This window comes from Acidovorax sp. sif1233 (assembly GCF_019218755.1).
Taxonomy (GTDB): domain Bacteria; phylum Pseudomonadota; class Gammaproteobacteria; order Burkholderiales; family Burkholderiaceae_C; genus Acidovorax.
Map to the genome: position 1 here is coordinate 190,464 of NZ_JAHUWZ010000005.1, position 26,230 is coordinate 216,693.

Consider the following 26,230-nt stretch of genomic DNA (forward strand, 5'->3'; position numbering starts at 1 on the left):
AAGGCCACCAGCCCCGCGAAGGGCTGGTGGCCGGTGAAGAAAAAGGAAAACGGGGGGAGGCCTGGTGGTCCGACGACCAAGGGTTAACCCTGATTCTACCCAGGGCCTGTGACAAGACCATGTTCTCCCTGCCGGGCCGGGGGATTCGGCCGGGGCCTGGTCAGGCGGGCGCGCTCTGCCGCATGCTGCCCGTCTCCACGTAGCGCTGGTGCCAGGATAGTGCCTCGCCCAGCAGGTGCGGCGTGTGCTGGCCCACGGCGCCGCGCTTGGCGCGGGCCACATAGTCGTGCAGGGCCGGGCGGAAGTCGGGGTGCGCGCAGCGGTCGATGATGAGCTCGGCCCGCTGCGTGGGCGAGTGGCCGCGCAGGTCGGCCAGGCCCTGTTCGGTGACGAGGATCTGCACGTCGTGCTCGGTGTGGTCCACGTGCGAGGCCATGGGCACGATGCACGAGATCGAGCCGTTCTTGGCCAGCGAGGGCGTCATGAAGATCGACAGGTACGCATTGCGCGCGAAGTCGCCCGAGCCGCCGATGCCGTTCATGATGGCCGAGCCCATGATGTGGGTGGAGTTCACGTTGCCGTAGATGTCGGCCTCGATCATGCCGTTCATCGCGATCAGGCCCATGCGGCGGATCAGCTCCGGGTGGTTGCTGATCTCCTGCGGGCGCAGCACGATGCGCTGCTTGTAGTACTCGATGCGCTCGTTGAAGTCCTGCATCGCCGCCGGGCTGAGCGACAGGGCGGTGGCCGAGGCGCTGGCGAGCTTGCCCGAGCGCAGCATGTCCAGCATGCCGTCCTGCAGCACCTCGGTGTAGGCCGTGAGGTTTTCGAACGGGCCGTGGTTCAGCCCCGCCAGCACCGCGTTGGCGATGTTGCCCACGCCCGACTGCAGCGGCAGCAGGTCCCGGGGCAGCCGGCCCTTCTTCACCTCGTGCTGCAGGAACTCGATGATGTGGCCCGCGATGCGGTTCGAGGTGTCGTCGGGCGCGGCGTAGACGCTGTTGCGGTCGGGCTGGTCCGTCACCACCACCGCGATCACCTTGGACGGGTCGCAGCGCAGGTAGGGCTCGCCGATGCGCTCGTCGGGCCGCGTCATCGGGATGGGCCTGCGGTGTGGCGGCACGTCGGTGCCGTAGTAGATGTCGTGCATCCCTTCCAGGCCCGGGTTGTGCCAGGCATTCACTTCCAGGATCACCTTGTCGGCCTGGTCCAGCCAGGTCTTGTTGTTGCCCACCGAGGACGAGGGAATCAGCCGGCCGTCGGGCAACACGCCCGCCACCTCGACCACGGCCACGTCGAGCTTGCCCAGGAAGCCGAACCACACGAACTGCGCCACGTGCGACAGGTGGATGTCCACGTACTGCATGTGGCCCGCATTGATCTGGCGGCGCACCGTGGGGTCGGACTGGTAGGGCAGTCGCATCTCGATGCCGTCCACCTGGGCCAGCGCGCCGTCCAGCTCAGGCGCGGTGCTGGCTCCCGTCCACAGCCCGATCTTGAAACCATGGCCTTGCGCGTTCAGGCTTTCGATGCGCCGCGCCAGCGCGCCGGGCACGGCCTTGGGGTAGCCCGCGCCGGTGAAGCCGCTCATGCCCACATGGGCACCGGCAGGGATCAGGGCGGCCGCCTCGTCGGCGGACATGGTGCGGGAGAGAAAGTCGGGGTACAGCACCCGATCGGCCAGGGACATGAACAAACTCCGCAAAAAAAGAAAAGAGGCCACCCGCCCGGTGAGCGGATGGCCCCGTGGACAAAACCCAGGATGCTAGCCGTCGTTCCTTACAAATTAAGGGTTAACCCTTACAAATGCGGTACGTCCGCTCACGTCCGCAGATTACGCCGCTTTGCGGTTGAGCAAGGCATACAGCAGGATGGCGCCGAACGTGGCCGTGCCGATGCCGCCCAGCGCGAACTGGCCGAACTTGAGCGTGAAGTCGCCCGTGCCCAGGATGAGCGTGATGGCCGCGACGATCAGGTTCTTGTTCTGCGAGAAGTCCACCTTGTTGTCCACCCAGATCTTGGCCCCGGCCACGGCGATCAGGCCGAACACCACGATGGAGACGCCGCCCATCACCGGCAGCGGAATGGTCTGGATCAGCGCGCCGAACTTGGGGGAAAAGCCCAGCACCAGCGCGAACACGCCCGCCAGCAGGAACACGGCGGTGGAATAGATCTTGGTCGCGGCCATCACGCCGATGTTCTCGGCATAGGTCGTCACGCCCGTGCCGCCCACGCCGCCGCTCACCATGGTGGCCACGCCGTCGCCGATGAACGCACGGCCCATGTAGCGGTCCAGGTCGCGGCCGGTCATGGCCGTCACGGCCTTGATGTGGCCCAGGTTCTCCGCCACCAGGATGATGGCCACCGGGGCGATCAGCAGCATCGCGTTGCCGTCGAACACCGGCGCGGCGAAGTTGGGCATGCCCACCCATGCCGCGTTCGCCAGGATCGACAGGTCGATGGGCTTGCCCAGGCCCAGGCCGTTGGTGAGCACCGCGTAGATGATGCTCGCCACGATCAGCCCCACCAGGATCAAGAGGCGCTGCACCATGCCGCGCGTGAGCACGGCCACCAGGCCCACGCTCACGAAGGTCACGACCTGCATCCAGCTGTCGAAATTGCTCGCCGCCATGTTCTTGATCGGAATGCCCGCCAGGTTCAGCCCGATCACCGCGACGACCGAGCCCGTGACCACGGGCGGCATGAAGCGCTCGATCCAGCCCGTGCCGATGGCCTGCACCAGCGCGCCGATCAGCGTGTAGAGCAGGCCGCAGGCGATGATGCCGCCCAGGGCGACGGCGATGTTGCCGTTGGCCCCCTTGCCCGCATAGCCCGTGGCCGCGATCACCACCCCGATGAAGGCAAAGCTCGAACCCAGGTAGCTGGGCACCCTGCCGCCCGTCACCAGGAAGAAGATCAGCGTGCCCACGCCGCTCATCAGGATGGCCACGTTGGGGTCGAACCCCATCAGGATGGGCGCCAGCACCGTGGCGCCGAACATCGCGATCACGTGCTGCACGCCCATCGCCGCCGTCTGCGGCCAGGGCAGCCGTTCGTCGGGCGCGATCACTCCGCCCTGCTGCAGCACGGCCGCGCTTTTTTCTTGCCAGTTCATGAATCCCATGTGTGTTGTTCCTTGTAGTTCGAGGCGCGAATGCTAGTGGATGAATGCGCACGTGGGCGATGAACTTCGCCAGGCGAAGGTGCGAGGCGGCGGGAACGGTAGGATGGCTGCCTCACAACGGCGGGCAAGAGGGCCGGCCCTCACCCGACGTCCACCATGCCGCCATCCGCCCCATCCTGCCCGTCGTGCCGCCAGCCCATGGAGGCCCATTCGTTCACCAGCAACACCGGGCACACGCTGGAGCTGGACATCTGCTACGCCTGCCAGGGCCTCTGGCTGGACCGGCACGAGAACCTCAAGCTCTCGCCCCAGGCGGTGGTGGACCTGTTCCGCCTGCTGCACGAACACCGCACCCATGAACACCGCCCGCTGCAGGCGCGCATGGCCTGCCCGCGCTGCAGCTGCGCGCTGGACCAGGGCTTCGACGTGGTGCGCAGCGGCCGCTACATGACCTACCGCTGCGCGCGCCAGCACGGGCGGTTCAGCACCTTTTCCTCCTTCATGGTCGAAAAGGGCTTCGTGCGCCACATGACGCGCCCCGAGATCGACGACCTGGCCCGGCGCGTGGGCGCCATCTACTGCACCAGCTGCGGCGCGCCCGTGGACATCCGCAAGGACCACGCCTGCCCCTACTGCCGCGCGGCGTTCTCGCTCATTGACCCCGATGCCGTGGTGCGCGCGATGGAGGGCTACGCCCGGGCTGGCGCCCGCCCGGCCCAGGCCGCGCACGGCACGCCGGCGGCGACCGTGGACATTGGCGATGCCCTGGTGGCGCTGGAGCGCGACCGCAGCCGGGCCGAGCGCGAGCGGCAAAAAAGTGCCTTCAGCGGCGCGCGGGATGGCGATGGCGACTCCTTCACCGGCGACCTGCTGGCCGCGGGCGTCTCGCTGGTCTGGGAGGTGTTGACCAAGCGGGTGTAGCCGCGCCGGCCATTTCCCGCGTTTGCATATACCCTTGCGCGGCCCTGCGAAATGGGCACACCGGACCGGGTTCGGACCACAATGGCGTTCGCAGACTTCCCGGCGGCCCCAGTCCGTCGCCGCAGTCTCCCGTGGCGGCCAGCAGCCTGTGCGCGTGGCCGCCGTACTGCCTGCTCCCGTCCATCCATTCCGCCAAACGGGGCGCCCCTGCGACCACAGGAGGAGACGATCTTGCCGCTGCAGCCGCACCGAAGCCGACGCCGTCCCCGGGCATCCGCCGGGCGGGTGCCCGCGCCACGCAGCGCCGCGGCACCGGCCCCGCTGCGGCACGCGCCCTTGCCCGCCGTGCCCAGCACCCTGCTCATCCCGCTGGCGGCGCGGGCGCGGGGCAACCATTACTTTCCCTGGCTGGCCTGCGGCGATGCGGTGGCCGCCGGGCTGCTGGAGCGGCTGGGCACCGATGTGGAGCCCTACCTCAACGACCTGCCCACCGTGCTGAACGTGCTGTGGCGCACCCGGATCATCCGGGACACCGCGCAAGGCTTCTTCCTCAGGCACCCCGGGGGCCAGGGCGTGAACCTGGGCTGCGGCCTGTCGCACCATTTCCAGTGGCTGGACACCGGCGCCAACCACTGGCTCGACGCCGACCTGCCCGAGGTGATGGCGCTGCGACGGCAACTGCTGCCCGCGCGGTGCCCGCGCACACGGCTGGCCGAGGCGGACATCACCCAGCCCGGCTGGTGGCACCGGCTGGGCCTGCCGCCGCGCGCGGCGGGGAGCGGGGCGGCAGCGGCGCCCGCGCTGGTGGTGTGCGAGGGCGTGCTCATGTACCTGGAGCCAGGCCAGGTGCAGGCGGTGCTGCACGAGTTCGCGCAGTGCGCGCCCCCGGGCTCGCGCCTGGTGCTGGACGTGCTCACCCACCGGGCCGTGGGCACGGCCGGCCGGCACGCGAGCGTGGGGCCCACGGGGGCCGAGTTCCGCTGGGGCCTGGCACGCCTGGCCGACCTGTCCGCCGCGCACCCGCGCCTGGCGCTGCGGCACGCGCACAGCGTGGCGGAATGCTATGGCTGGGCGGGCCTGGCGCTGGAGACCCTGTGGTGGCCCTGGCTGGGCGCGCCGCTGTACGGCATGGTGGAGCTGGAAGTCACCACCCCCTGAGCGCCCGTGGCGTGGGCGCGGGCGCTGCCACTTCTTCCCTTCCGCGCGTGGAAAGGGGGCGGCACCCGGTGGCGGCCGGCGGGCTTGCCGGGGGCGGACGTGTCACTGCCGTGCCAGGCGCCCCAGCAGCTCGGTCCACGCGGGCGGCTTGCCGGTGAGCTGCCCCACGATGGCCGCCTGCAGCGGTGGCAGGCGCCGGGCGCCCTGTAGCACCAGCTGGCGCAGCAGGCGGGGCAGGGGGCGGGCATCGGTGTACAGCCGCACGATGGCGTTCGTGCCTTCGTAGATCGGCCATGCGTGGTGGTGGTGCGCGCGTCCATAGCCGGACAGGATTGCGCTGTCTCCGATATCGCGGCCCTGGCCGCGCGCGGCCAGCAGGGCGGCGGTCAGGCGCTCCACCCCGGCCAGGCCCAGGTTGTAGCCGTGGGCCGTCACCGGGTGCATGCCCACGGCCGCGTCGCCCAGCAGCGCGCAGCGGTGGGCGGCAAAGCGTTCCGCGTACACGGCCACCAGCGGGTAGGCGTGGCGTTCTCCGTCGAGCTGCATGGGCCCCAGGCGGTTGTCGAACTGCGCCTGCACCTGGGCGGCAAAGGCGTCGGCGGGCAACGCCATCAGCGTGGCGGCATCCGCAGCGCCTGCGGTGACCACGACCGAGCACAGGTGCGGGCTGCCGGCCGTGTCGGCTGCATCTGCGGCATCCACCGCATCCGGCAGGGGCAGGATGGCCAGCGTGCGTTCGTAGCCGAAACACTCGTGCGCCACGCCGCCATGGGGCCGGGCATGGCGCATGCGGCAGACGATCACGGTGCGGCCGAAGTCCGCCATGCGCGCGCCAATGCCCAGCTGGCGCCGCGTGACCGAGAAGCGGCTGTCCGCCGCGACCAGCAAGGGCGCCTGCAGGCGCTGGGGTGAAGGGGCCTCCGCGTCCGGGGCCGTGTCTGTGGGGGCAAGCAGGCGGTACTCCAGCTCGGCATGCGTGGCCAGGGTGGCCACGCGCGTCACCTGGGCGCCGGTGACGATGCGCACGCCGGGCGTTTGCGCGGCCACCGCATAGGCGGTGCGGCGCAGCGCGTGGTTGGGGACCATGAAGCCCAGCGCCCCGTGGCCCGAGCGCTGGGCGTCGAGCTGCAGCGCGCTGCGCTGGCCGAGCGGCCCGTCATGCACCTGGGCCTCGCGGATGGCGCCGGTCTCGTGCGGCGCCAGTTGCGCCCAGGTGCCCAGCCGCTGCAGCGTGGCGCGGCTGGGGTGGGTCAGCGCGATCTCGCGACCGTCGGGCGCGGGGGCGGCCAGCGCGGCCTGGGGCTGCTGCTCGACCACCGTGGCCGTGAAACCGGCGTGGGCCAGGGAAATGGCCAGCGACAGGCCCGCGGGCCCCGCGCCGACGATGAGGACATGGCTGTGGGAGGAGGAGGAGAAGGAGGAAGTCATGGCAGGAAAAGGCAGGAGGTGGACAGCCTGGTACGCACCCCCGCGACCGGAGGGGATCGCCTGCCATTGTGGATGCGCTCCGCGCGCCGGGGGTTGCCCTGCGTCAAGTGTGCGCGCAGGGTATGCTATTAAATATATAGCTGTCGGCGCTGATGTATCCAGCGCTAGGGGCCCCAAAGACCCCAAGGCCCGTGGATCAAGCCCGGGCCGGCTTGCGCGGCGGGCGCTTGGCCGCTTTCTTCTTTCCGGCGCCGCCGGCAGGCTTGCCGCGCAGGTGCAGGCCCCAGGTGACCAGCAGCCACAGGTACGACGCCAGCACGCTGTAGGCCGCCACGGCCGCCAGCGACAGGGGCGGGGCGGTGATGGAGCGCGGATTGGCCATGGTTTCCAGCAGCTGGCGGGTGCCGGCGCCCAGCACGGCCTCGCGGCTGCCCGAACGGGCCATGCGCGCCGCCATGAAGATGAAGAACTCCATCAGCAGCGCGCCGATCAGGAAACACGCCAGCAGGGCCAGCAGGTGCGAGAACGCGCGGCGGTCGCCCTTGGCCAGGAAATAGAAGGCCGACACCAGCACCAGCGCGGGCAACAGCAGGGCCAGGGCGGGCCAGGCGGACAGGAGAGCGTGCATCGGAGACAACAGGTAGCGGCGTGGGGCCACCGGTGGCAGGCAGCACACCGGTGAATCATCGGCAAGAGCGGCCCTGGGGGCACGCACGACTGCGGATGATAGGCGCTGGCCGCGTCCTGTTCGCCTTGCGGCTGTAACTGTTGGCGACACCGCGCGGCAGTGCGCCGAGCCACCCCGCACCGCACGCTGCGCCGCACGGCCCCCGCCGGGCCCCCTGGCTCCCGGGCCCGTCAGCGTGGATGGCCCGGGCCCGCCACAAAATCGGCCACGGCCGCCAGCACGCCATCCTGCTGCAGGATCTTGCGGTGGCCCAGCCCTTCGGTGGCCAGCAGCGTGGCGCCCGGAATGTGGTCGCGGTAGGCCTCGCCATCGGCAAAGCGGTTGATGCGGTCGCCCCGGTCGTGCACCACCAGGGTGGGCAGCGCGATGCGCGGACCCACGGCCGGGGGCTCGAACTGGCGCATCAGGATGCCCTCGCGCGCCTCGATGCGCCGCTGCATGGAAGCGCGCGTGCGCTCCGACAGGCCGAACACCTGCGCGAACAGGCGCGTGTATTCGTGGGGCGACGCGGGCGGCGCCAGCAGCACCAGCCGCCCGGTGGCCAGGCCCCGGCTGGCCGCATGGGCCGCCGCGTTGGCCGCGAGCGAATGGGCCACCACGGCGCTGGGCGCCGAATCCTGCGCATGCAGGCGGGCGGTGGCGTATTCGATGGCGCGCGCGAACTGCGGCAGGTTGCTCACGCGGCCCCGGCTGCCGCCGTGCGCGGGCAGGTCCACCAGCACCGGGCGCAGGCCCCGCGCGGCCAGGGCGCCGGCCAGCGGCAGCATCTGGCGCGCGTGGCCGCCCCAGCCGTGCAGCAGCAGCACCGTGGGGCCGTGCGGCTGGGCCTGGGGCAGGTAAAGCGTGATCTCGGCGTCTTCGAACGGCCAGCGTTCCGTGCGCCAGTGGCCGGGCGGCACGGCGCTGCGGCCCGGTTTGCGCAGGGGCAGGGGCGTGCCGAAAAGGCGGTAGGCCGCGCGCACGGCCAGCGCGGGCCACAGGCGCTCGGTGGTGCCCAGCGCCACGCGCAGCAGGCGCATGCCGGGGTGTTCGCCGTAGAAGCTGGACGTGGCCTGCAGGGCGGTGGAGGAGGAAGGGGAGGCGTTCATGGGGGGCTCCGGAAAGGGAGGGAATGGGGGGCGGACGCGGTGGACGGTCAGTAGAAGATCCAGTCCCGGTTGCTGCGCGGAAGGCGGGCGAGTGTCTGGCGCAGCGCCCGGACGGCGCCCGCCGCGGCCACGATGGCGGCGATACCCAAGATGATCAGCATGGTGGTTCCTTTCTTCGCACGGTTGTGCGAAATTGGGGCAAAGAAAAACAAGAGGCATCCATCGCGCAAGAACAAGCGGAGGGGAGGATCAGGCGGTCTGATAACTCTTGACGAGGCGCGCCCAGGACGCCTCGGTGCGCTGCACTGCCTGCGGATCGCGCAGGAAGCGAACGTCGTGCAACAGGCCCATGGCCATCGCATAGATCTCGCCCACCAGCTGGTCGGGCGGGGTGTCGGGGGGCAGGTGCCCGGCCTCGATGGACTGGATCACCGTGCGGCGCAGGGCCGCGCGCCAGCGGGTGATCTCGGCGTGCAGCAGGTCGCGCAGCTCGCCGTCGCGGTCGTCCAGCTCGAAGGCGCCCGCCGTATAGATGCAGCCGGTGAAGGCCTCCACGTCGCGCGTGCGGGCAATCCAGCGGCGCACGATCTCGTTGAGGCGCGGCAGGCCCTTGGGGTGCTGCATGGCGGGCACGAACACATCGGCCAGGAAGCGGCGGCCAAACTCCTCGATCACCGCCTTCTGCAGCGCCTCGCGCGAGCCGGCGCGCGAGAAGACGCCACTCTTGGACAGGCCCACGCGGTCGGCCACCGCCTGCAGGGTGATCGACTCCAGCCCCTCGGCCGCGGCCAGGTCCAGCGCCGCGCCCACGATGGCCGCGCGGGTGAGTTCCGATTTCTGGGTCTTTGCATCCATGGCGCTAATTTAGCACGATTGTGCGAAATGCGGAATTCCCCCTGCTGTCAAGCGGGTGACGGGGATGGCTGGCCTGCGCCCCGTGCCGCTGGTACGCTGCGTCGCCATGGAGACAACACACAACACCCCGCCTTTCATTCCCCAGATCCGCCTGTACCAGGACTGGCTGCGCGACCAGCGCGGACTGCAGTTCGACAGCTACGACGCCCTGTGGCGCTGGTCCACCACCGAGCTCGATGCCTTCTGGCAAAGCGTGTGGGACTACTTCAAGCTGGAGTCGCCCACGCCGCACACCGCCGTGCTGGGCCAGAACACCATGCCCGGCGCGTTGTGGTTCCCGGGCGCCCAGGTCAACTACGCGCGGCAGGCGCTGCGGCATGTGGATGCGGCGCATGCCGCTGGCCTGCCGGCCATCATCAGCCGCAACGAAAAGGGCCACCACCGCGAAATGAGCTGGCCCGAGCTGCGCCGCCAGGTCGCGTCGCTGGCGTTGCACCTGAAGGCCCAGGGCGTGGAGCCGGGCGACCGCGTGGCCGCCTACCTGCCCAACGTGCCCGAGGCGATGGTGGCCTTCCTCGCCACGGTGAGCGTCGGCGGCGTGTGGAGCATCTGCGCGCCCGACATGGGCACCCATGCGGTGCTCGACCGGTTCCGCCAGATCGAACCCAAGGTGCTGATCGGCGTGGACGGCGTGACCTACGGCGGGCGCGACCACGACCGCACCGGCGTGCTGGCCGAGCTGCGCGCGGCGCTGCCCAGCGTGCGGCACGCGGTGTTGCTGGGCAATCTGGATGCTTCTGTTTCGATAGCTGGTTACGCAAGCTGGACGAGCGCTACAGCCCGAAATGATGCTGCAACTGAAGCTTTCGAGCCGATGTGGCTGCCGTTCGACCACCCGCTGTGGATCGTGTATTCCAGCGGTACCACGGGCCTGCCCAAGCCCATCGTGCACGGCCACGGCGGCACGGTGCTGGTGGCGCTGCAGCTCAAGGTGCTGCACAACGACATCGGCTGCAGCTACGAGCCCAACAGCTTCGGCGAGCGCTACCACTGGTACAGCTCCACGGGCTGGGTGATGTGGAACGCACAGCTCTCGGGCCTGCTGTCGGGCACCACCTGCGTGATCTACGACGGCAACCCCGGCGGCAGCAAGGACCACCCCGACTGGGGCGTGCTGTGGCGCTTCGCGGCCGAGACGGGCGTGACCTTCTTCGGCGCGGGCGCGGCGTTTTTTGCCAACTGCATGAAGGCGGGCATCACGCTGGCCGAATACGGCGACCTCACGCGCATCCGCGCGCTGGGCACCACCGGCTCGCCGCTGTCGCCCGAGGTGCAGGAATGGGGCACGGCGCAGTTCGAGGCCCTGGGCACGCACGACATCTGGTGGAACAACATCTCGGGCGGCACCGACTTTTGCGGCGCCTTCATCGGCGGCAACCGCGAGATGCCCCAGGTGCCCGGCGAGATGCAATGCCGCATGCTGGGCGCGGCCGTGGAGTCCTGGAATGCCGAGGGCGTGCCGGTGATGGACGAGGTGGGCGAGCTGGTGTGCGCGCAGCCCATCCCGTCGATGCCGCTGTACCTGTGGGGGGACAAGGACGGTTCACGCTACCTGTCGAGCTACTTCGACATGTACCCGCCTGGCCACGGCCGCCAGCCCGGCGGCGGCGATGGCCCCGCGCGCATGGGCGCGGTGTGGCGCCACGGCGACTGGCTCAGGATCGGCGCCAACGGCGGGTGTGTCATCTACGGCCGCAGCGACGCCACCATCAACCGCCACGGTCTGCGCATGGGCACGAGCGAGATCTACAGCGCGGTCGAATCCCTGCCCGAGGTGCTCGACAGCCTGGTGGTGGACCTGGAATACCTGGGCCGCGAAAGCTACATGCCCCTGTTCGTGGTGCTGCGCCCCGGCCACACGCTGGACGAGGCCCTGCGCGCCCGCATCAACGGCGCGGTGCGCACGGCGCTGAGCCCGCGTTTCGTGCCCGACGACATCTTCGCGGTGGCGGAGGTGCCGCGCACCTTGAGCGGCAAGAAGCAGGAGCTGCCCATCAAGAAACTGCTGCTGGGCCAGCCCATCGAAAAGGTGGTGAACAAGGACGCCATGGCCAACCCGGGCTGCCTGGACTGGTATGTGGCGCTTGCCGCCGAGCGCGCGGCAGAAGTGCAAAATACATAGCTGCCCGCGCTTGCGGGCTGTACGCTACAGCCCGGTTTGATCCATATCCGGGCCGGGGCGGGGCACGCTGGAAAAGCCCATCGCATGCTCGATGAAGCGCTCCACGAGCCGGCTGGCCTCTCCCGCGCGTCGCGCGAGCGCGATGCCCACCTTGAAGCCCGGCGGGTTGTCGGTGAGCGCCAGGCACTTCACGCCGGGCGGCACCACCAGCCGCGCGACGCCCGCCACCAGTCCCACGCCCAGGCCCGCGGCCACCAGGCTCATGATGGTCTGCACCTGCATGGCCTCCTGTGCCACGCGGGGTGAAAAGCCCGACAGCTGGCAGCGCAGAAGCGCCAGGGCGGACAGCCCGGGCACTTTGTCCTGCGGGTACATGATGAAGGGCTCGCCCGCCGCTTCCGAGAGCGCGATCGCGTGGCGCTTCGCCAGCGGGCCGTGCGCGGACACGGCGAGCACGAAATCGTCGCGGTCCATGGGCAGGAGCTCGAACGGCTCGGGGTGCAGAACCGGGTAGCGCACGAATCCCACGTCGAAGCGGCGCGCCAGCAGCCCGTCGAGGATTTCGGTCGATGTGGCCTCCGACAGCTCCAGCTCGATCTGCGGGTAGCGCGCCCGCACGGATGGGATCAGCTCCGGCAGCAGGGCATAGGTGGCCGATCCGATGATGCCCAGGCGCAGCAGGCCGCCCAGCCCCTCGCGCGCGTCCGCCACGGCCTGGCGGCAGCGCTCCGCATGAAACAGCGCCAGGTGCGCCTCGGGCAGCATGGCCTGGCCCTCGGCCGTCAGGCGCACGCCAGTGCTGTGGCGCTCGAACAGGCGGCTGCCCAGTTCCTCCTCCAGTTTGCGCACGGACACCGACAGGGGCGGCTGGGCCATGTGCAGCAGCTCGGCGGTGCGGTGGAAGTTGCCGGTTTCCGCCAGGGTGACGAATTGGCGCAGCTGGCGCAGGTTCATGGGATACCAAACAAATATCGGTTTGTGAATTTTTAATATTAGACAGCATGGGTGCCCGCTGCCTACATTCGCCTGCAGGCCTGGGCAGGGCCTGACGATCAAAAAAATTCCATGAAGGAGACACCGTGATGCAATCCCGTAGAACCGTGGCCGGCGCGCTGCTGGCGCTTGCCGCCACGGCCCTGGCCCCCGCCGTGCAAGCCCAGGCATTCCCTGCCAAAACCATCAAGTTCGTCGTGCCCTTCGGCCCTGGCAGCGGCACCGACACCTCGGCGCGCTACTTCGCGCGCAAGCTGCAGGACCTCACGGGCCAGGCCGTGGTGGTGGAAAACAAGCCCGGCGCCAACGGCTTCATCGCCGTCAAGCAAGTGCTGTCGGCGCCGGCCGACGGCTACACCGTCTTCATCGGCAGCAACTCCACGCTGGCGGTGAACGCCGCGCTGTTCAAGGAGCTGCCGTACGACCCGGTGAAGGACTTCTCGCCGCTGACCATGATGATGCGTTCGCCCGCCATGATCGCGGCCATGCCCAAGGCGGCGTACAGCGACCTCAAGGGCCTGATCGCCTACGCCAAGGCCAGCCCGGGCAAGGTGAACTTCGGCGCGGGCTCGGCCGGCTACCAGCTCATGGGCGAGTTGCTCAACGACACGGCGGGCATCCACACCGTGCACGTGCCCTTCAAGGGCGCCGGCGAGACCATGACGGCCGTGGCCTCGGGCACCGTCGACTACACCTTCGCCGAGGTGACCGCCGTGCAGGAGCTAGCCAAGGGCGGCCGCGTGAAGGTGCTGGCCGTGGCGTCCGACAAGCGCGTGGCCGCGGCGCCGGACGTGCCCACCGCCACGGAAGCGGGCCTGCCGGGCTTCGAGGCCTACACGTGGGTGGGCGCCATGGTCAGCGCCCAGACCCCCGCCGCCGAAACCGCCCGGCTGGCCGAGCTGTTCACCGCCATCTCCAGGATGGACGAGACCCGTGCCTTCTACGAGCGCATCGGAGCCACCGCCATGACCGGTGGGCCCGCGCAGATGCACGAGTTCCAGAAAAACGAGATCGTGCTGTGGAAGCGCATCGTCACCCAGGCCAAGGTGCCGCTGCAATGAGCGGTGCTCCCGCCGTGCAGCCGGGTGCGCTGCAGCATGTGAAGGTGCTCGATCTGTCCCGCGTGCTGGCCGGACCCTGGGCCGCGCAGACCCTGGGCGACCTGGGGGCCGAAGTGATCAAGGTCGAGCGCCCGGGCACCGGCGACGACACCCGCGCCTGGGGCCCTCCCCATGTGACGGACGCGGCGGGCCAGCCCACCGGCGAGTCGGCCTATTACATGTGCACCAACCGCAACAAGCAGTCGGTGACGGTGGACTTCACCCGGCCCGAGGGTCAGCGGATCGTGCGCGAGCTCGCGGCGCGGTGCGACGTGCTCATCGAGAATTTCAAGACCGGCGGCCTGGCGCAGTACGGGCTCGACCATGCAAGCCTGAGCGCGCTGAACCCGCGCCTGGTGTACTGCTCCGTGACCGGCTTTGGCCAGGACGGCCCCTACGCGCACCGCGCGGGCTACGACTTCCTGATCCAGGGCATGGGTGGGCTCATGAGCATCAGCGGCCACCCCGACGGGGCACCCGGCGGCGGTCCCATGAAGGTGGGCGTGGCGCTCACCGACATCCTCACCGGGCTGTATGCGAGCACGGCCATCCTCGCTGCGCTGCAGGCGCGCGAGCACACGGGCCGGGGCCAGCACATCGACCTGGCGCTGCTCGACGTGGGCGTGGCCTGCCTGGCCAACCAGGGCATGAATTACCTGTACGGCGACAAGGTGCCGCAGCGCATGGGCAATGCGCACCCGAACACCGTGCCCTACCAGGACTTCCCCACGCAGGACGGCCACATGATCCTGGCCATTGGCAACGACGGACAGTTTGCACGCTTTTGCCATGCCATCGGCGAACCGGACTGGGCGCAGGACGAACGCTTCGTGTGCAACGCCGGCCGCCTGGCCCACCGGGAGGAACTGGTCGGCCGCATCCGCGCTGCCACGGTGGCGCGCACCACGCGCGACTGGATCGCTCTGCTGGAGCGGCACGCCGTGCCCTGCGGCCCCATCAACACCGTGCGCGACGTGTTCGAGGACCCACAGGTCCAGGCCCGGGGCCTGCGGATCGCGATGCCGCACCCGCAGGCGGGCGAGGTGCCGCTGGTGGCCAGCCCCATCCGCCTGTCGGACACGCCCGTCACTTATCGCCACACGCCCCCGCAGCTGGGCCAGCACACCGACGAGGTGCTGGCCCGCTACCTGGGTTTTTCGCCCGCGCAATTGCAGGCCTACAAGGACGACGGAGTTTTGGGATGAGCACCCTGGATTCACTGGCGCTCACGCGCATTCCCGCTGAAGACGAGGCACTGCGCGCCGAGGTGCGCGCCTTCCTGCAGGAGGCCATTGCCGACCTGCCCGCGCACATCCGCGCGCGCTCCTGGGGCGGCTACAGCAGCGCTCTGAGCCGCCGGCTGGGAGACAAGGGCTGGATCGGCATCACGCTGCCCAGGGCGTACGGCGGGGGCGGGCGCAGCGCGTTCACGCGCTACGTGCTGGTGGAGGAATACCTGGCCTGCGGCGCCCCCGTGGGTTCGCACTGGATCGCCGATCGCCAGAGCGCGCCCCTGATCCTGAAGTACGGCACCGAGGCGCAAAAGCAGTTCTACATTCCGCGCGTGTGCAAGGGCGAGGCGTTCTTCTGCATCGGCATGAGCGAACCCAACGCGGGTTCGGACCTGGCCAGCGTGAAGACGCGCGCCGTGCCCAATGCGCAAGGCTTTGTGCTCAACGGCCAGAAGATCTGGACCACCAACGCCCACCACTGCCAGTACATGATCGCGCTGGTACGCACCTCGGGAACCTCCGAGGACCGCCACCAGGGCCTGTCGCAGGTCATCGTGGACCTGTCGCTGCCGGGGGTCACGGTGCGCCCCATCGAAGACCTCTCGGGCGACAGCCATTTTTGCGAGGTGTTCTTCGACAACGTGCGGCTGGGACCGGATGCGCTCATTGGCGCCGAGGGCCAGGGCTGGGAGCAGGTCACGGCGGAGCTGGCGTTCGAGCGCAGCGGGCCCGAGCGCCTGTTCTCCTCCATCGTGCTGTTCGACCAGTGGCTCGGCTACGTGCGCACGCCCCAGGGACGCACCGACTCGGCCGTGCGGCTGGCGGGCAAGGTGCTCACGCAGCTGGCGCCGCTGCGCGCCATGTCCGTGTCGGTGCAGGAAAAACTCACGCAGGGCGCGAGCCCCATCGTCGAGGCGGCGCTGGTGAAGGAGCTTGGAACCACCCTCGAGCAGATGATTCCAGCGGCCATTGCCGAGGACCTGTTCGCGCGCGAGGCCGAGGACGTGCCCGTGGAGCTCCTGATGACGCTCAAGTACGTGACCGAGGCCTCGCCCTCCTTCTCGCTGCGCGGCGGCACGCGCGACATCCTGCGCGGAATGATCGCCCGCGGCCTGGGCTTGAGATGAGACACCCCTGGGCTGCTGCGCGGCATCTCTCGCGCGCGCTGCGTGGGGACCGTGCCTGGCGCCTCCGACCGGGCCGCGTTTCGGCCAGGGGCCGGGGGCAGTGTGTGCAACGCAATGGATGACCGACATGAGCATGAATGACAACGACCTGTTCGCCGATGCCGCGCACGACGTGCTGGCGGACCGGTGCACCCCCGCCGTGGTGCGCGCCATCGAGTGCGGCGGGCGCGCGGCGGATGCCGCGCGGGGCCTGTGGGAGCAGCTGGAATCCACCGGCCTGGCCGACGCCCTGCTGGGCGAAGACGAGGGGGGGGCGGGCCTGGAACTGGACCAGGCCTTTGGCGTGCTGGAGCAATGCGGTGCCCACGCGCTGCCGCTGCCCCTGGCCGAGACCATGGTGGCGCGGGCCTTGCTGGCCCAGGCAGGGCTGGTGCGCCCGCAGGGCAGCATCGCCCTGGCACGCGGCCAGCGCGGCGCCGGCGGCGGTCTGCACTGCGCGCTGGTGCGCGGCGGCCAGGTGGCCGATGCGGTGCTGGTGCAGGCCGGCAGCGCCTGGCACCTGCTTCCCGTCGACGGCGCCCACGCCCGTGCGCATGCACTGGCGCTGGACGCGGCGCTGACCTGGTCGGCCGCGCAGTGCGATGCCGCCCCCACGGTGGGCGTGGATGCCGCGCTGGATGTGCGCACCCTGCAGGCCGCGGTGGTGGCCGCGCAGATGGCCGGCGCCCTCAGCAGCGTGTTCCAGCGCACCCTGCGGTACGCCAACGAACGCCAGCAATTCGGCCGCCCCATCGGCAAGTTCCAGGCCGTCCAGCACCAGCTGGCCGTGATGAGCGAACACGTGTTTGCCGCGCGCATGGCCGCGCAGCTCGGCTGCAGCGGCGGCGTGGGCATCCAGCCCGACCGACTGCGCGTGGCGACCGCCAAGGCGCGCTGCAGCGAGGCCGCGCTGGCCGTGTCGGAAGCCGCCCACGCCATCCACGGCGCCATCGGCTTCACCGAGGAGCATGACCTGCAGCTCTTCACCCGGCGCCTGCATGCCTGGCGCCAGACGGCCGGCAGCGAGGGGTACTGGCACACCGTGGCCGGCGAGGCGCTGCTGCAGCACAGCGGCATCACGCTCGACCTGGTGCGCCGCATCACCGACGTCGAATTCCCGGCCTGAGTGCCATTTCGCTGACTGGAGACATTTGCCATGGCCTTTCTGACCATTGAACGCGACGGCGGCATCCTCACCGCCACCATGAACCAGCCCGAAACGCGCAACGCGCTCACCGGCAACACCGCGGTGGACGAGTTCGTGCAGCTGTGCGAGGACGTGCGCCGGGATGCCGGCGTCAAGGTGCTGATTCTCACGGGCGCGGGCCCCATCTTCAGCTCGGGCGGCAACGTCAAGGACATGAAGCGTTTCTTTGATGATGCGTGCACGCCCGACCTGATCCGCGAGGAGTACCGCCAGGGCATCCAGCGCATCCCCCAGGCGCTGTACCAGCTCGATGTTCCCGTGATCTGCGCCGTCAACGGCCCGGCCATCGGCGCGGGGCTGGACCTGGCCTGCATGTGCGACATCCGCATCGCCAGCGAGGCGGCCACCTTCGCCGAGAGTTTTGTGCGCGTGGGCATCGTGCCCGGCGACGGTGGTGCCTGGCTGCTGCCGCGCGCGGTCGGCAGGGCCAAGGCGTCCGAGATGGCGTTCACCGGCGAGGCCATCGGCGCGCAGGAGGCGTTGGCCTGCGGCCTGGTGAGTCGCGTGGTGGCGGCGGACCAGTTGCTGCCCGCCGCGCGGGCGCTGGCCGCCAGGATCGCGGCCAACCCCGGCGCCGTGATGCGGATGACAAAACGCCTGCTGCGCGAGGGCGAACACGCCTCGCTGGCCTCGCTGCTGGAGACTTCGGCGGGCTACCAGGCCATCGCGCACAAGACGGCAGACCACCGGGAAGCGGTGACCGCCTTCATTGAAAAACGCGCGCCGAAGTTCCAGTGAGGCACCGCGTCCCCCCAACCGCCTTCGGAAGGATGTGAGATGACGCCTTTGCAAGGCCTTCGCGTGCTGGATCTGTCCAGCGTGATTTTCGGCCCCCTGGCCAGCCAGGTCCTGGCCGACTACGGCGCCGAGGTGATCAAGATCGAACCGCCCGAGGGCGACTCGACGCGCCATACCGGCCCCGCCCGGGAGGCGGGCATGGCGGCGATGTTCCTGGGCGCCAACCGCAGCAAGAAGAGCGTGGCGCTGGACCTCAAGCAGGCCGGTGCGCAGGAGGCGCTGGGCGCACTGATCGCCACGGCCGATGTGCTGATGCACAGCATGCGGCCGCAGAAGCTGGCGGCCCTGGGCCTCGCGCCCGAGGCGCTGCGCGAGCGTTTTCCGCGCCTGGTGTACGCCAGCCTGGTGGGCTTCTTGCCTGGCCCCTATGCCGGCAAACCCGCGTATGACGACGTGATCCAGGGCATGTCGGGGCTCGCCGACCTGATGGAACGGCAGGGCGGGGAAATGCGCTACCTGCCCACCATCGCCGCCGACAAGACCTGTGCCCATGTGGCCGCGCATGCCATCCTGGCCGCGCTGTGGCAGCGCGAGCGCACGGGCCGGGGGGCCTTCGTGGAAATCCCCATGTTCGAGTCCATGGTGGGTTTCAACCTGGTCGAGCACTACTACGGCCAGCACTTCGAGCCGCCGCTGTCCCCACCGGGCTACCCGCGTGTGCTGGCCCCCTGGCGCCGGCCCTACCGCACGGCCGACGGGGCGGTGGCCATGATGCCGTACACCAACCTGCACTGGCAGCGCTTCTTCACCGAAGTGGGTGCCCCGGACCTGGCGCGCGATGCGCGCTTCGCCGACATCGCCAGCCGCACGCGGCACATCGCCGAACTGCTGGAGCTTGCGTCGGGCTTCACCGGGCGCCACACCACGGCCCACTGGATCGCGGTGTGCGAGCGGCTGGAAATCCCCGCCGCGCCCGTGGCCAGGCTGCAGGACCTGCCCCTGGATCCACACCTCGTGGCCACGGATTTCTTCGAAACCCTCTCCGACCCCGCCCTGGGCGAGGTGCGCTTTCCGGGCGTGCCGGTGCGCTTTGACGGGCAGCGCCCCGCCATCGCCATGCCCCCCCGGCTGGGCGAACACACCGAGACGCTGCTGGCCCAGGCCGGGCTCGGCGGCGCACGGATCCAGGCACTGCTGGGCACCCGCGCAGCCGTGGGCCCCTCTTCTTGACAAGGACGCCTTCCATGATCCCCCAGACGCCTTCTGCGGACACCCTCCGCCCTGCCGCCCCCGCTGGCGTGGACCGCCATTTGCCGCGCCTCGGACAGGGGTTCGTGTGGCAGGACCTGAGCGTGGGACAACGCTTTCGCACCTTCCGGCGCACGGTCACCGAGACGGACCTGGTCAGCTTCATCGGCGTGACCGGCATGCTGGAGGCGATCTTCATCGAAGACGGCTACGAGGGCGGCGCCATGGTGGGGCGGCCCGTGCCGGGGGCGCTGACCTATGCGCTCATCGAGGGCTTCATCCTGCAGACCATGATCCAGGGCACGGGCCTTGCGATGCTGGAGCTGCACCAGAAGATCCTCGCGCCCGTGCGGGTGGGCGACACCATCGAGGCGGTGGTGGAGGTGACGGAGATCCGGCCCACCTCCAGGAGTGGCCGCGCGGTCGTGACCTCGCGCATCGACGTCTTCAACCAGCAGGGGGTACCGGTCATGACCTACACGGCCACCCGCTTGCTCGCCGGGCGTTCGTGAACAGATTTCCCCAACTACAACCACCCAGGAGACAAGCACCATGAAAAAAAGCACTTCCCGCACGTCTTCGCGACCCAGCGGCGTCCGGCGCGTATGCCTGGCCATGTTCGGCTGCGCGGCCGGCGTGGCGGCCATCGCCCCCATGGGCTTGGCGCATGCGCAGGCCTACCCTTCCAAACCGATCACCCTCGTGGTGCCCTTTCCGCCAGGCGGGCCCACCGACCAGGTGGCGCGCGTGCTGGCGCAGAAGCTGACGGAGCAGATGGGGCAGTCCGTGATCGTGGACAACAAGCCCGGCGCCAACGGCAACATCGGCGGCACCCAGGTCAGCAAGGCGGCGGGTGACGGGTACACGCTGCTCTACAACACCTCGTCCATCACCCTGAGCCCGGCGCTCTACAAGAACCTGAGCTATGACGTGCAGAAAGACCTGGCGCCCGTGGCCCTCACCGCCGTGGTGCCGCTGGCCCTGGTCGTGCACCCGAGCCTTCCCGTCAACAATGTGCGCGAGTTCGTCGACTACGCCAAGGCCAACCCGGGCAAGCTCTCCTATGGCTCGGCAGGCAATGGCAACGTGACCCACCTGGCGGCTTTCCAGTTCACCAGGAGCCTGGGCATCGAGGCCACGCACGTGTCCTACCGGGGCAGCGCCCCCGCGGATGTCGACCTCGTGGCGGGGCAGATCCAGTTCATGACGGACACCATCAATTCCGTGATGCCTTTCGTGAAGGACAAGCGCCTGAAGCTGCTGGCGGTCACCACCGCCAGGCGCATGTCCCTGTACCCCGACGTGCCCACGCTGGGGGAAACCGTGATGCCCGGTTTTGAGGCCGGCGCCTGGCAGGGCGTGATGGTGCCCGCCAGGACGCCGGCGGCGCTGGTGCAGCGCCTCAACGCCGAGATCAACAAGGCGCTGCAAAGCGATGAGGTGCGTGCCAGGCTGGCGGTGCAGGGCGCCGAGCCGCTGGGCTCCACGCCCGAAGAGTACCGCGCCTATGTCGGCAAGGAACTCCAGCGCTGGGCCGGGGTGGTGAAATCGACCGGCGTGACCCTCGATTGAACGCGGCGGGGCCCCTGCACCGTGGTGTGGCGCCACAGTGCTTCAAAAATGATAGCTGCTTGCGCTTGATGGATAGGTGTTGGGGCCCATTTTGGCCTCAAAGGCCCTCGCGAGCCTTTTTGCTTCCTGCCACCTGTTGTGACCGGCGCGCCGCCATGCCAGGGCCGCCCCGCCGCGCTGGGGACGGCCCCCTTCCGGGGCTGAGGGCTGCGGCTCCAAGCCTGCTTGCGCAGGCCTGGACATGACGAAGAGCAGCTGTTTCTGGCAGCCGCTCAGAGGGTCAGTCAAGCTTCGCGCCCGAGGCCTTGATCAATCGCTCCCACACCGGCCGCTCCTTGGCGATCGCGGCCGTGAACAGCGCGGGCGAGCTGTTCTGCACATCGAACCCCATGGCCGCGATGCGCTGCGCCACGTCGGGCAACTGCGTGGCCTTGCGCACCTCGGCGGCAATGCGCTCCAGGATGGGCGCGGGCGTGCCGGCCGGTGCGCCAAAGGCCAGCCAGCCCGCCACGCGGTAGGCTTCGTCGTTCAGGCCCTGTTCGGCCAGCGTGGGCACGCCCGGCAGCGCGCCCATGCGGCGCTCGCCGCTCACGCCGATGGCCTTGAGCTTGCCCGCGTCGATGTGCGGCTTGGCCTGCAGCGCGCTGGCGAACGCGATCTGGATCTGGCCGCCCAGCAGGTCCTGCACCATGGGCGCCTCGCCGCGGTAGGCCACGTGGCTCATGTCGGCGTTCTGCGTGAGGCTCATGTAGGCGCCGGCCAGATGCGGGTAGGCGCCCGTGCCGTAGGAGCCGTAGGCCACCTTGCCCTTGTTCGCCACCACATACTTGAGCAGCTCGGGGCCCGTGGCCACGGGTACGCCGGGGTGGGCCACCAGCACCAGCGGCGCGATGGCGATCTGGTAGATGGGCGCGATGTCGCGCTCGGGGCTGTAGGGCAGCTTGGTGTACAGGAACTGGTTGGTGAGCATGGAGTTGCTCAAGGCCAGCAGCAGCGTGTAGCCGTCGGGCGCGGCCTTGGCCACCGCGTCGGTGCCGATGATGCCGGCCGCGCCGGGCTTGTTGTCGATGACCATGGGCTGGCCCAGGCCCGCGGCCATCTTCTCGGCCAGCACGCGCGCGAGCACGTCGGTGGCGCCGCCTGCGGCAAAGGGCACGACCACCTTGATGGGCTTGCTGGGGTAGGCCTGCGCCAGGGCGGCGGGGCCGGTGCACGCGGCGGCGGCGGCCAGGGCGGCGGCGCCCAGCCAGTGGCGGCGGGTCATCGACGGGGGGTGGTGGGGCATGTGTCGTCTCCTGTCATGGGTATTGCAAATCAGCCTGGCCCGGCCCTGCGCGGTGGCGGGCGGGGGCTCGTTCAGGCGGGCTGGGGGCTTCCTGGCGCCGGGGCGATGGTGACGGCAAGCGGCAGGGGCGCGAGCACCTCGCGCAGCCGGGCCTGCAGCGCGGCCGCGCCCGGGCCGGGCTCCAGGGTCACGCGCACGGCGCTCTCGCCTTCGGGCTGCGCCTGGGGGCGGGGGAGGCCGGGGGTCTCGGCCCACACGCCGTCGGCCAGCGCCTGCACCGTGTGGCAGGCGGCCTGCAGGCGCAGCGCGGGCTTGTAGATCTTGCCCACGTTGGTCACGGGCATGGTGCCCAGGACCCGCACCCAGCGCGGGCGGGCCACGGCCTCGTCCACGCGCTCTGCGGTGAAGGCGAGCAGCTCGGCCTCGGTCGCCTGCGCGCCGGGCACCAGCGTGGCAAAGGCCACGGGCAGCTCGCCCGCATAGGCGTCGGGCGCGCCCACGGCGGCGGCGAGCTGCACGGCGGGGTGGGCGCCCAGCGCGTCCTCGATCACCTTGGGATCGATGTTGTGGCCGCTGCGGATGATGAGGTCCTTGGAGCGGCCGCTCAGGTGCAGGCGCCCTTCGGCGTCCACGAAACCCAGGTCTCCGGTGGCCAGCCAGCCGTCGGCCGTGAAGGCCTTGGCCGTGTCCGCCGCATCCAGAAACCCCGAGAACAGGTTGGGCGACTGGAACAGCACCATGCCCGGCTGCCCAGGCGGCATGTCCTGGCCGGACGCGTTGCCGTGCGCGTCCAGCGCCACGATGCGCAGCCGCGCGTACGGCAGGCGCCAGCCCACGCAGCCGGCGGGCGCGTGCACGCCCGGTGGCGTGATGGTGGAGATGCCCGCCATCTCCGTCATGCCCAGGCTTTCGTGCACATGCAGGCCGAACAGGCGCTCAAAGCGCGCCGCCAGCTCCGGCGCGAGGATGGCCGCGCCCGTGCGGCAGTAGCGCAGCGACGAGATGTCGGCGCCATCGAGCGGCACGTTGGCCAGCGCGGCCAGCACCGTGGGCACGGCCGACAGGTAGGTGCAGCGGTGGCGCTCGACCAGCCGCCAGTAGCTGGCGATGACCTCGCGGTTGCGGAACAGGCCCGCCGTCGGGATGATGGTCTCCACCCCCGCCGAGAGCGCCGCGAGCGAACCGGGCAGCACGCCCGCCACATGGAACAGCGGGTAGCCGTTGATGCCCACGTCCTGCGGCGTGATGCCCTGCATCTGCACGCTGGCCCAGGCGGTGAACACCTGCGCGCCATGGCTGTGGCGCGCGATCTTGGGCGCGCCCGTGGTGCCGCCGGTGTGAAAGTACGCTGCGATGTCGCCGGGCGCGATGCGCCGGCCGCTCACCAGCTGGCCGGCGGGCTGGCGCAGGCGCGCCGCGAAGTCCACCACGCCCTCCGGCAGCGCGCCGGCGGCGCCGGGCGCCTCATCGTGCGGGGCCACACGCAGCACGGTGGCGAGCGTGGGCACCTGGCTGCGCAGGCGCAGGGCCTTGCTCCAGTAGCCCACGTCGCCTTCCGCGCCGTAGGCGATCAGCACCTTGGCGCCCGCCAGCGCCATCATGGCCGCGAGCTTCTCGTCGGTGAGCATGGGGTTCAGGGGCTGCACGATGCCCGCCGCCTCGCCGCCCCACAGGGCCAGGTGGTATTCCAGGCAGCCGGGCAGCAGCACGGCCACGGCGTCCCGGGGGCCCACGCCCAGTGTGTGCAGCAGGTTGGCCGTCTGGTGGATGCCGGCCAGCAGCTGCGCGTACGACCAGCGGATGGGCGCGTCCGCCGGATCGGCCGTGGGCAGGAAGGTCAGCGCGGTCTTGCCGCCGAACGCATGGGCGGCGTTGCGCAGGATTTCATAGGTGCTCCGCACCGGCAGCGCCTCGGCCAGGGGCGTGGCTTCCAGCTGTTCGACATCCCGCAGGCCGCGGAGGGTGGTGGCGGTGCGGGCAAAGGGCGGATGGAGTGCGGGAGCGGTCATGGACGGAAGTGCGGGCAGACCCGGGATTGTTGTGCCGACAGGATTTCTTGACAATCACATGAAGGATTGACACTCTGTATGAATATTTTTGACAAACAAGCGGAGCGCGCCACATGGATCTCTCGGCACTGACCCTGCTGGTGGAGATCCTGGACGCCGGCAACCTCAGCCTGGCCGCGCGCAAGCTCAAGATGAGCCGCGCCAACGTGAGCTACCACCTGCACCAGCTGGAGAAGTCGGTGGGCGTGCAGCTGGTGCGCCGCACCACGCGGCGCGTGGAGCCCACCGAGGTCGGGCTGCGCCTGTACGAGCACGGCCGCAGCATCATGAACGAGATGCTGGCGGCGCGCGAAACCATCGCCACGCTGGGCCAGAGCCTGCAGGGGCGCGTGGGGCTGAGCATGCCCCTGGGCTACGGCCAGATGGTCATGGCCGGCTGGCTCATCGAATTCAAGCGTCTGTACCCGGGGATCGTGCTCGAAGTGATGTTCGAGAACCGCGTGAGCGACCTCGTGCGCGAGGACGTGGACATCGCCATCCGCATCATGACCGAGCCGCCGCCGGCCCTGGTGTCGCGGGCCCTGGGGCCCGTGCGCTACGTGGTGTGCGCCGCCCGCGCGTACGCGCAGGAGCACGGCCTGCCCACGCGCCTGGAGCACCTGGCCACGGTGCCGCTCTTCACCTCGGGCTTCATCGGGCGCGAGCTGCGCGTGGCCGCCTACCGGCCCGACGGCCAGCGCGAGGAAGTGCTGCCCCGGCCCACCCTGCTGTCCGAGCATTTTCCCTTCCTGCGCGACGCGGTCCTGGCGGGCCTGGGCGTGGGCCTGCTGCCCGACTACGTGGTGGCGGACCCGGTGCGCGAGGGGCGCATCGTCACCGCGCTCGACGACTACCGCCTGAGCGTCTTTGGCACGCAGATGTTCCTCCTGTACATGCCCAACCGCTACCAGACCAGTTCGGTGCGCACGCTCATTGATTTCATCCTCGAGCGGGCGGGCGGTGTGCCTACAAGAAGCCCGGCACCTGGCCGCCCATAATGGGGCGTTCTCATCCACCATGGCGCGACCGGAGCTCCTGACATGAACACTCCCCGACATCCCAAGCGTTTCTCGATGATCCGCGAATTCCACCTGGCCGACTGGTTCACGCTGGGCAACGCGGTCTGCGGCGTGGGCGCATTGTTCTCGTCGATGACCTACCTGGAAACCGGCGCCGTGGTGCACGTCTACTTCGCCGCCGCCCTCGTGCTGGCCGCGCTCATCTTCGACGTGCTGGACGGCCGCATCGCGCGCTGGCGCCAGAAGAGTTCGGCCATGGGCCGGGAGCTCGATTCGCTGGCCGACGTGATCTCGTTCGGCGTGGCTCCGGCCATCATCGCCTATGGCTGCGGCATGCAGGGCCTGTACGACCGCATCGTGCTGGCCTACTTCGTGGCCTGCGGCGTCTCGCGCCTGGCGCGCTACAACGTCACGGCCGAAACCCTCTCGGGCGACGACGGCAAGGTGAAGTACTTCGAGGGCACGCCCATCCCCACCTCCATCGTGCTCGTGGGCCTGCTGGCCCTGGCGGCCTACCTGGGCGCGGTGCGCGAGAGCCTGTGGTTCGGCAAGGTGCTCATCGGCGGCTTCACGCTGCACCCGCTGGTGCTGCTGTTCGCGCTGTCGGGTTCGCTGATGATCAGCCGGATCCGCATTCCCAAGCTCTGAGCCACTGGCTGGTGGCACGGTCGACCTGCTCGTGCGGCCTATGAACCACTGCAGCGACGGCGGTCATGTGCCCGTCTGGGAACGCAGCGAGCTGACGCCCGAAGAGCTGGCGCGTTGGTCGTGCCTGGCGACCACCACGGGCCGGGCCCTGCTCGACAGCTCGCCGGTGACTGCCTCAAAGACTGCGATGCGGGCAACGACGCGCTAAACCCGCTGGCCCATCCCCGGGGACCAAAACCCCCGCACTGCCTTGTACTACAGGGTACACCTGCATGTTTTCGGGCGAAGCCCCGGGCCACCCACCCGGACTGGTTGTGGGCGAACCGCCCCAGTATTCGAAACTTGCGCAGTCCGAAACCTGGTCCCGGCAGTTCACGCGCCTGGACGACGATGAAGGTGCTGCGCTGGGTGCGCGCATCCCTGGCGCCATGAGGCCATGCCCCCGGTTGACCTGCATTTTGCTATAAAAATAGAAGCTACATACGCTTGCTATATGGCGGTAGGCCTTGTTTTTCCCGGCTTCATTGCCG

The 26,230-nt window shown here is 69.9% G+C and carries 22 protein-coding genes; 13 read left to right on the forward strand and 9 right to left on the reverse strand.

From position 1 onward, the window contains the following. Nucleotides 1-160 precede the first annotated feature (160 nt). Together KW843_RS17785 and KW843_RS17790 are read right to left on the reverse strand one after the other, a co-directional pair. Nucleotides 161-1,690 (reverse strand): acetyl-CoA hydrolase/transferase family protein, encoded by a 1,530-nt coding sequence (locus KW843_RS17785; RefSeq protein WP_218296486.1) that lies wholly within the window; start codon nt 1,688-1,690, stop codon nt 161-163. Between the two features lie 144 nt (nt 1,691-1,834). Then, complete coding sequence (locus KW843_RS17790) at nt 1,835-3,124, reverse strand: solute carrier family 23 protein (protein WP_218296487.1); 1,290 nt, start codon at nt 3,122-3,124, stop codon at nt 1,835-1,837. A 156-nt stretch (nt 3,125-3,280) separates the two neighbouring features. Here KW843_RS17790 and KW843_RS17795 point away from each other — a divergent pair, with 156 nt between their 5' ends. Both KW843_RS17795 and KW843_RS17800 read left to right on the forward strand, forming a co-directional pair. Continuing rightward, a complete protein-coding gene (locus KW843_RS17795) occupies nt 3,281-4,045 on the forward strand; it encodes a zf-TFIIB domain-containing protein (protein WP_218296488.1) in 765 nt (254 codons plus the stop codon). A 345-nt stretch (nt 4,046-4,390) separates the two neighbouring features. Next, a complete protein-coding gene (locus KW843_RS17800) occupies nt 4,391-5,203 on the forward strand; it encodes a class I SAM-dependent methyltransferase (RefSeq protein ID WP_370628516.1) in 813 nt (270 codons plus the stop codon). Between the two features lie 102 nt (nt 5,204-5,305). On the opposite strand, the gene ubiM is transcribed toward KW843_RS17800, so the two are convergent. The 4 genes from ubiM to KW843_RS17820 form a co-directional block, all read right to left on the reverse strand. Continuing rightward, complete coding sequence (gene ubiM / locus KW843_RS17805; RefSeq protein ID WP_218296490.1) at nt 5,306-6,631, reverse strand: 5-demethoxyubiquinol-8 5-hydroxylase UbiM; 1,326 nt, start codon at nt 6,629-6,631, stop codon at nt 5,306-5,308. Between the two features lie 196 nt (nt 6,632-6,827). Continuing rightward, entirely contained in the window at nt 6,828-7,259 is a 432-nt protein-coding gene (locus tag KW843_RS17810; RefSeq protein ID WP_218296491.1) for a hypothetical protein, read from the reverse strand. A 230-nt stretch (nt 7,260-7,489) separates the two neighbouring features. Next, complete coding sequence (locus KW843_RS17815) at nt 7,490-8,407, reverse strand: alpha/beta fold hydrolase (protein ID WP_218296492.1); 918 nt, start codon at nt 8,405-8,407, stop codon at nt 7,490-7,492. 249 nt (nt 8,408-8,656) lie between these two features. Next, nucleotides 8,657-9,262 (reverse strand): TetR/AcrR family transcriptional regulator, encoded by a 606-nt coding sequence (locus tag KW843_RS17820; protein ID WP_218296493.1) that lies wholly within the window; start codon nt 9,260-9,262, stop codon nt 8,657-8,659. Nucleotides 9,263-9,368: 106 nt separating this feature from the next. Between KW843_RS17820 and KW843_RS17825 the strand changes: the two genes are divergently transcribed. After that, nucleotides 9,369-11,444: an acetoacetate--CoA ligase gene (locus tag KW843_RS17825; RefSeq protein ID WP_218296494.1), complete on the forward strand. Its 2,076-nt coding sequence runs from the start codon at nt 9,369-9,371 to the stop codon at nt 11,442-11,444. 24 nt (nt 11,445-11,468) lie between these two features. Here the strand turns inward: KW843_RS17825 and KW843_RS17830 are convergent, their stop codons facing one another. Then, on the reverse strand, nt 11,469-12,398 hold the full coding sequence (locus tag KW843_RS17830) for a LysR family transcriptional regulator (protein ID WP_218296495.1): 930 nt from the start codon (nt 12,396-12,398) through the stop codon (nt 11,469-11,471). 128 nt (nt 12,399-12,526) lie between these two features. Here KW843_RS17830 and KW843_RS17835 point away from each other — a divergent pair, with 128 nt between their 5' ends. The 8 genes from KW843_RS17835 to KW843_RS17870 all read left to right on the forward strand — a co-directional run bounded on the left by KW843_RS17835 (nt 12,527) and on the right by KW843_RS17870 (nt 20,700). Further along, the gene (locus tag KW843_RS17835; RefSeq protein WP_218296496.1) at nt 12,527-13,498 is read left to right on the forward strand and encodes a tripartite tricarboxylate transporter substrate binding protein; all 972 of its coding nucleotides are present in this window, start codon (nt 12,527-12,529) and stop codon (nt 13,496-13,498) included. Further along, the gene (locus KW843_RS17840; protein WP_218296497.1) at nt 13,495-14,742 is read left to right on the forward strand and encodes a CaiB/BaiF CoA-transferase family protein; all 1,248 of its coding nucleotides are present in this window, start codon (nt 13,495-13,497) and stop codon (nt 14,740-14,742) included. The genes KW843_RS17835 and KW843_RS17840 overlap by 4 nt, the downstream gene beginning before the upstream one ends. Beyond that, a complete protein-coding gene (locus KW843_RS17845; RefSeq protein ID WP_218296498.1) occupies nt 14,739-15,896 on the forward strand; it encodes an acyl-CoA dehydrogenase family protein in 1,158 nt (385 codons plus the stop codon). Before KW843_RS17840 ends, KW843_RS17845 begins: the two co-directional genes overlap by 4 nt. 133 nt (nt 15,897-16,029) lie before the next feature. Further along, on the forward strand, nt 16,030-17,061 hold the full coding sequence (locus KW843_RS17850) for an acyl-CoA dehydrogenase family protein (RefSeq protein ID WP_218296722.1): 1,032 nt from the start codon (nt 16,030-16,032) through the stop codon (nt 17,059-17,061). A gap of 30 nt (nt 17,062-17,091) precedes the next feature. After that, nucleotides 17,092-17,880: a crotonase/enoyl-CoA hydratase family protein gene (locus tag KW843_RS17855; protein ID WP_218296499.1), complete on the forward strand. Its 789-nt coding sequence runs from the start codon at nt 17,092-17,094 to the stop codon at nt 17,878-17,880. Between the two features lie 39 nt (nt 17,881-17,919). After that, complete coding sequence (locus KW843_RS17860) at nt 17,920-19,110, forward strand: CaiB/BaiF CoA-transferase family protein (protein WP_218296500.1); 1,191 nt, start codon at nt 17,920-17,922, stop codon at nt 19,108-19,110. 14 nt (nt 19,111-19,124) lie between these two features. Then, the gene (locus KW843_RS17865) at nt 19,125-19,640 is read left to right on the forward strand and encodes a MaoC family dehydratase (RefSeq protein WP_255594804.1); all 516 of its coding nucleotides are present in this window, start codon (nt 19,125-19,127) and stop codon (nt 19,638-19,640) included. 40 nt (nt 19,641-19,680) lie between these two features. Next, on the forward strand, nt 19,681-20,700 hold the full coding sequence (locus KW843_RS17870) for a tripartite tricarboxylate transporter substrate binding protein (RefSeq protein ID WP_218296501.1): 1,020 nt from the start codon (nt 19,681-19,683) through the stop codon (nt 20,698-20,700). A 280-nt stretch (nt 20,701-20,980) separates the two neighbouring features. Here KW843_RS17870 and KW843_RS17875 read toward each other — a convergent pair whose 3' ends face one another. Continuing rightward, on the reverse strand, nt 20,981-21,985 hold the full coding sequence (locus KW843_RS17875; protein WP_218296502.1) for a tripartite tricarboxylate transporter substrate binding protein: 1,005 nt from the start codon (nt 21,983-21,985) through the stop codon (nt 20,981-20,983). Nucleotides 21,986-22,056: 71 nt separating this feature from the next. Continuing rightward, nucleotides 22,057-23,994: an acyl-CoA synthetase gene (locus KW843_RS17880; RefSeq protein ID WP_218296503.1), complete on the reverse strand. Its 1,938-nt coding sequence runs from the start codon at nt 23,992-23,994 to the stop codon at nt 22,057-22,059. A gap of 113 nt (nt 23,995-24,107) precedes the next feature. On the opposite strand from KW843_RS17880, the gene KW843_RS17885 reads away from it, so the two are divergent. Next, complete coding sequence (locus KW843_RS17885; RefSeq protein WP_218296504.1) at nt 24,108-25,031, forward strand: LysR family transcriptional regulator; 924 nt, start codon at nt 24,108-24,110, stop codon at nt 25,029-25,031. Between the two features lie 42 nt (nt 25,032-25,073). Further along, nucleotides 25,074-25,700 carry a CDP-diacylglycerol--serine O-phosphatidyltransferase gene (gene pssA / locus KW843_RS17890; RefSeq protein ID WP_218296505.1) on the forward strand — a complete coding sequence of 209 codons (627 nt, stop codon included), beginning with the start codon at nt 25,074-25,076 and terminating at the stop codon, nt 25,698-25,700. Nucleotides 25,701-26,230 lie beyond the last annotated feature (530 nt).

Bases quoted from the DNA above. Each gene is read 5' to 3' on its own strand.
- KW843_RS17785 (WP_218296486.1), bottom strand. From the start codon at position 1,690: ATGTCCCTGGCCGATCGGGTGCTGTACCCCGACTTTCTCTCCCGCACC.
- KW843_RS17790 (WP_218296487.1), bottom strand. From the start codon at position 3,124: ATGGGATTCATGAACTGGCAAGAAAAAAGCGCGGCCGTGCTGCAGCAG.
- KW843_RS17825 (WP_218296494.1), top strand. From the start codon at position 9,369: ATGGAGACAACACACAACACCCCGCCTTTCATTCCCCAGATCCGCCTG.
- KW843_RS17865 (WP_255594804.1), top strand. From the start codon at position 19,125: ATGATCCCCCAGACGCCTTCTGCGGACACCCTCCGCCCTGCCGCCCCC.
- KW843_RS17850 (WP_218296722.1), top strand. From the start codon at position 16,030: ATGAATGACAACGACCTGTTCGCCGATGCCGCGCACGACGTGCTGGCG.
- KW843_RS17830 (WP_218296495.1), bottom strand. From the start codon at position 12,398: ATGAACCTGCGCCAGCTGCGCCAATTCGTCACCCTGGCGGAAACCGGC.
- KW843_RS17855 (WP_218296499.1), top strand. From the start codon at position 17,092: ATGGCCTTTCTGACCATTGAACGCGACGGCGGCATCCTCACCGCCACC.
- KW843_RS17885 (WP_218296504.1), top strand. From the start codon at position 24,108: ATGGATCTCTCGGCACTGACCCTGCTGGTGGAGATCCTGGACGCCGGC.
- KW843_RS17810 (WP_218296491.1), bottom strand. From the start codon at position 7,259: ATGCACGCTCTCCTGTCCGCCTGGCCCGCCCTGGCCCTGCTGTTGCCC.
- KW843_RS17815 (WP_218296492.1), bottom strand. From the start codon at position 8,407: ATGAACGCCTCCCCTTCCTCCTCCACCGCCCTGCAGGCCACGTCCAGC.
- KW843_RS17870 (WP_218296501.1), top strand. From the start codon at position 19,681: ATGAAAAAAAGCACTTCCCGCACGTCTTCGCGACCCAGCGGCGTCCGG.
- KW843_RS17875 (WP_218296502.1), bottom strand. From the start codon at position 21,985: ATGCCCCACCACCCCCCGTCGATGACCCGCCGCCACTGGCTGGGCGCC.
- KW843_RS17860 (WP_218296500.1), top strand. From the start codon at position 17,920: ATGACGCCTTTGCAAGGCCTTCGCGTGCTGGATCTGTCCAGCGTGATT.
- KW843_RS17835 (WP_218296496.1), top strand. From the start codon at position 12,527: ATGCAATCCCGTAGAACCGTGGCCGGCGCGCTGCTGGCGCTTGCCGCC.
- KW843_RS17795 (WP_218296488.1), top strand. From the start codon at position 3,281: ATGCCGCCATCCGCCCCATCCTGCCCGTCGTGCCGCCAGCCCATGGAG.
- KW843_RS17820 (WP_218296493.1), bottom strand. From the start codon at position 9,262: ATGGATGCAAAGACCCAGAAATCGGAACTCACCCGCGCGGCCATCGTG.
- KW843_RS17845 (WP_218296498.1), top strand. From the start codon at position 14,739: ATGAGCACCCTGGATTCACTGGCGCTCACGCGCATTCCCGCTGAAGAC.
- KW843_RS17880 (WP_218296503.1), bottom strand. From the start codon at position 23,994: ATGACCGCTCCCGCACTCCATCCGCCCTTTGCCCGCACCGCCACCACC.
- ubiM (WP_218296490.1), bottom strand. From the start codon at position 6,631: ATGACTTCCTCCTTCTCCTCCTCCTCCCACAGCCATGTCCTCATCGTC.
- pssA (WP_218296505.1), top strand. From the start codon at position 25,074: ATGAACACTCCCCGACATCCCAAGCGTTTCTCGATGATCCGCGAATTC.
- KW843_RS17840 (WP_218296497.1), top strand. From the start codon at position 13,495: ATGAGCGGTGCTCCCGCCGTGCAGCCGGGTGCGCTGCAGCATGTGAAG.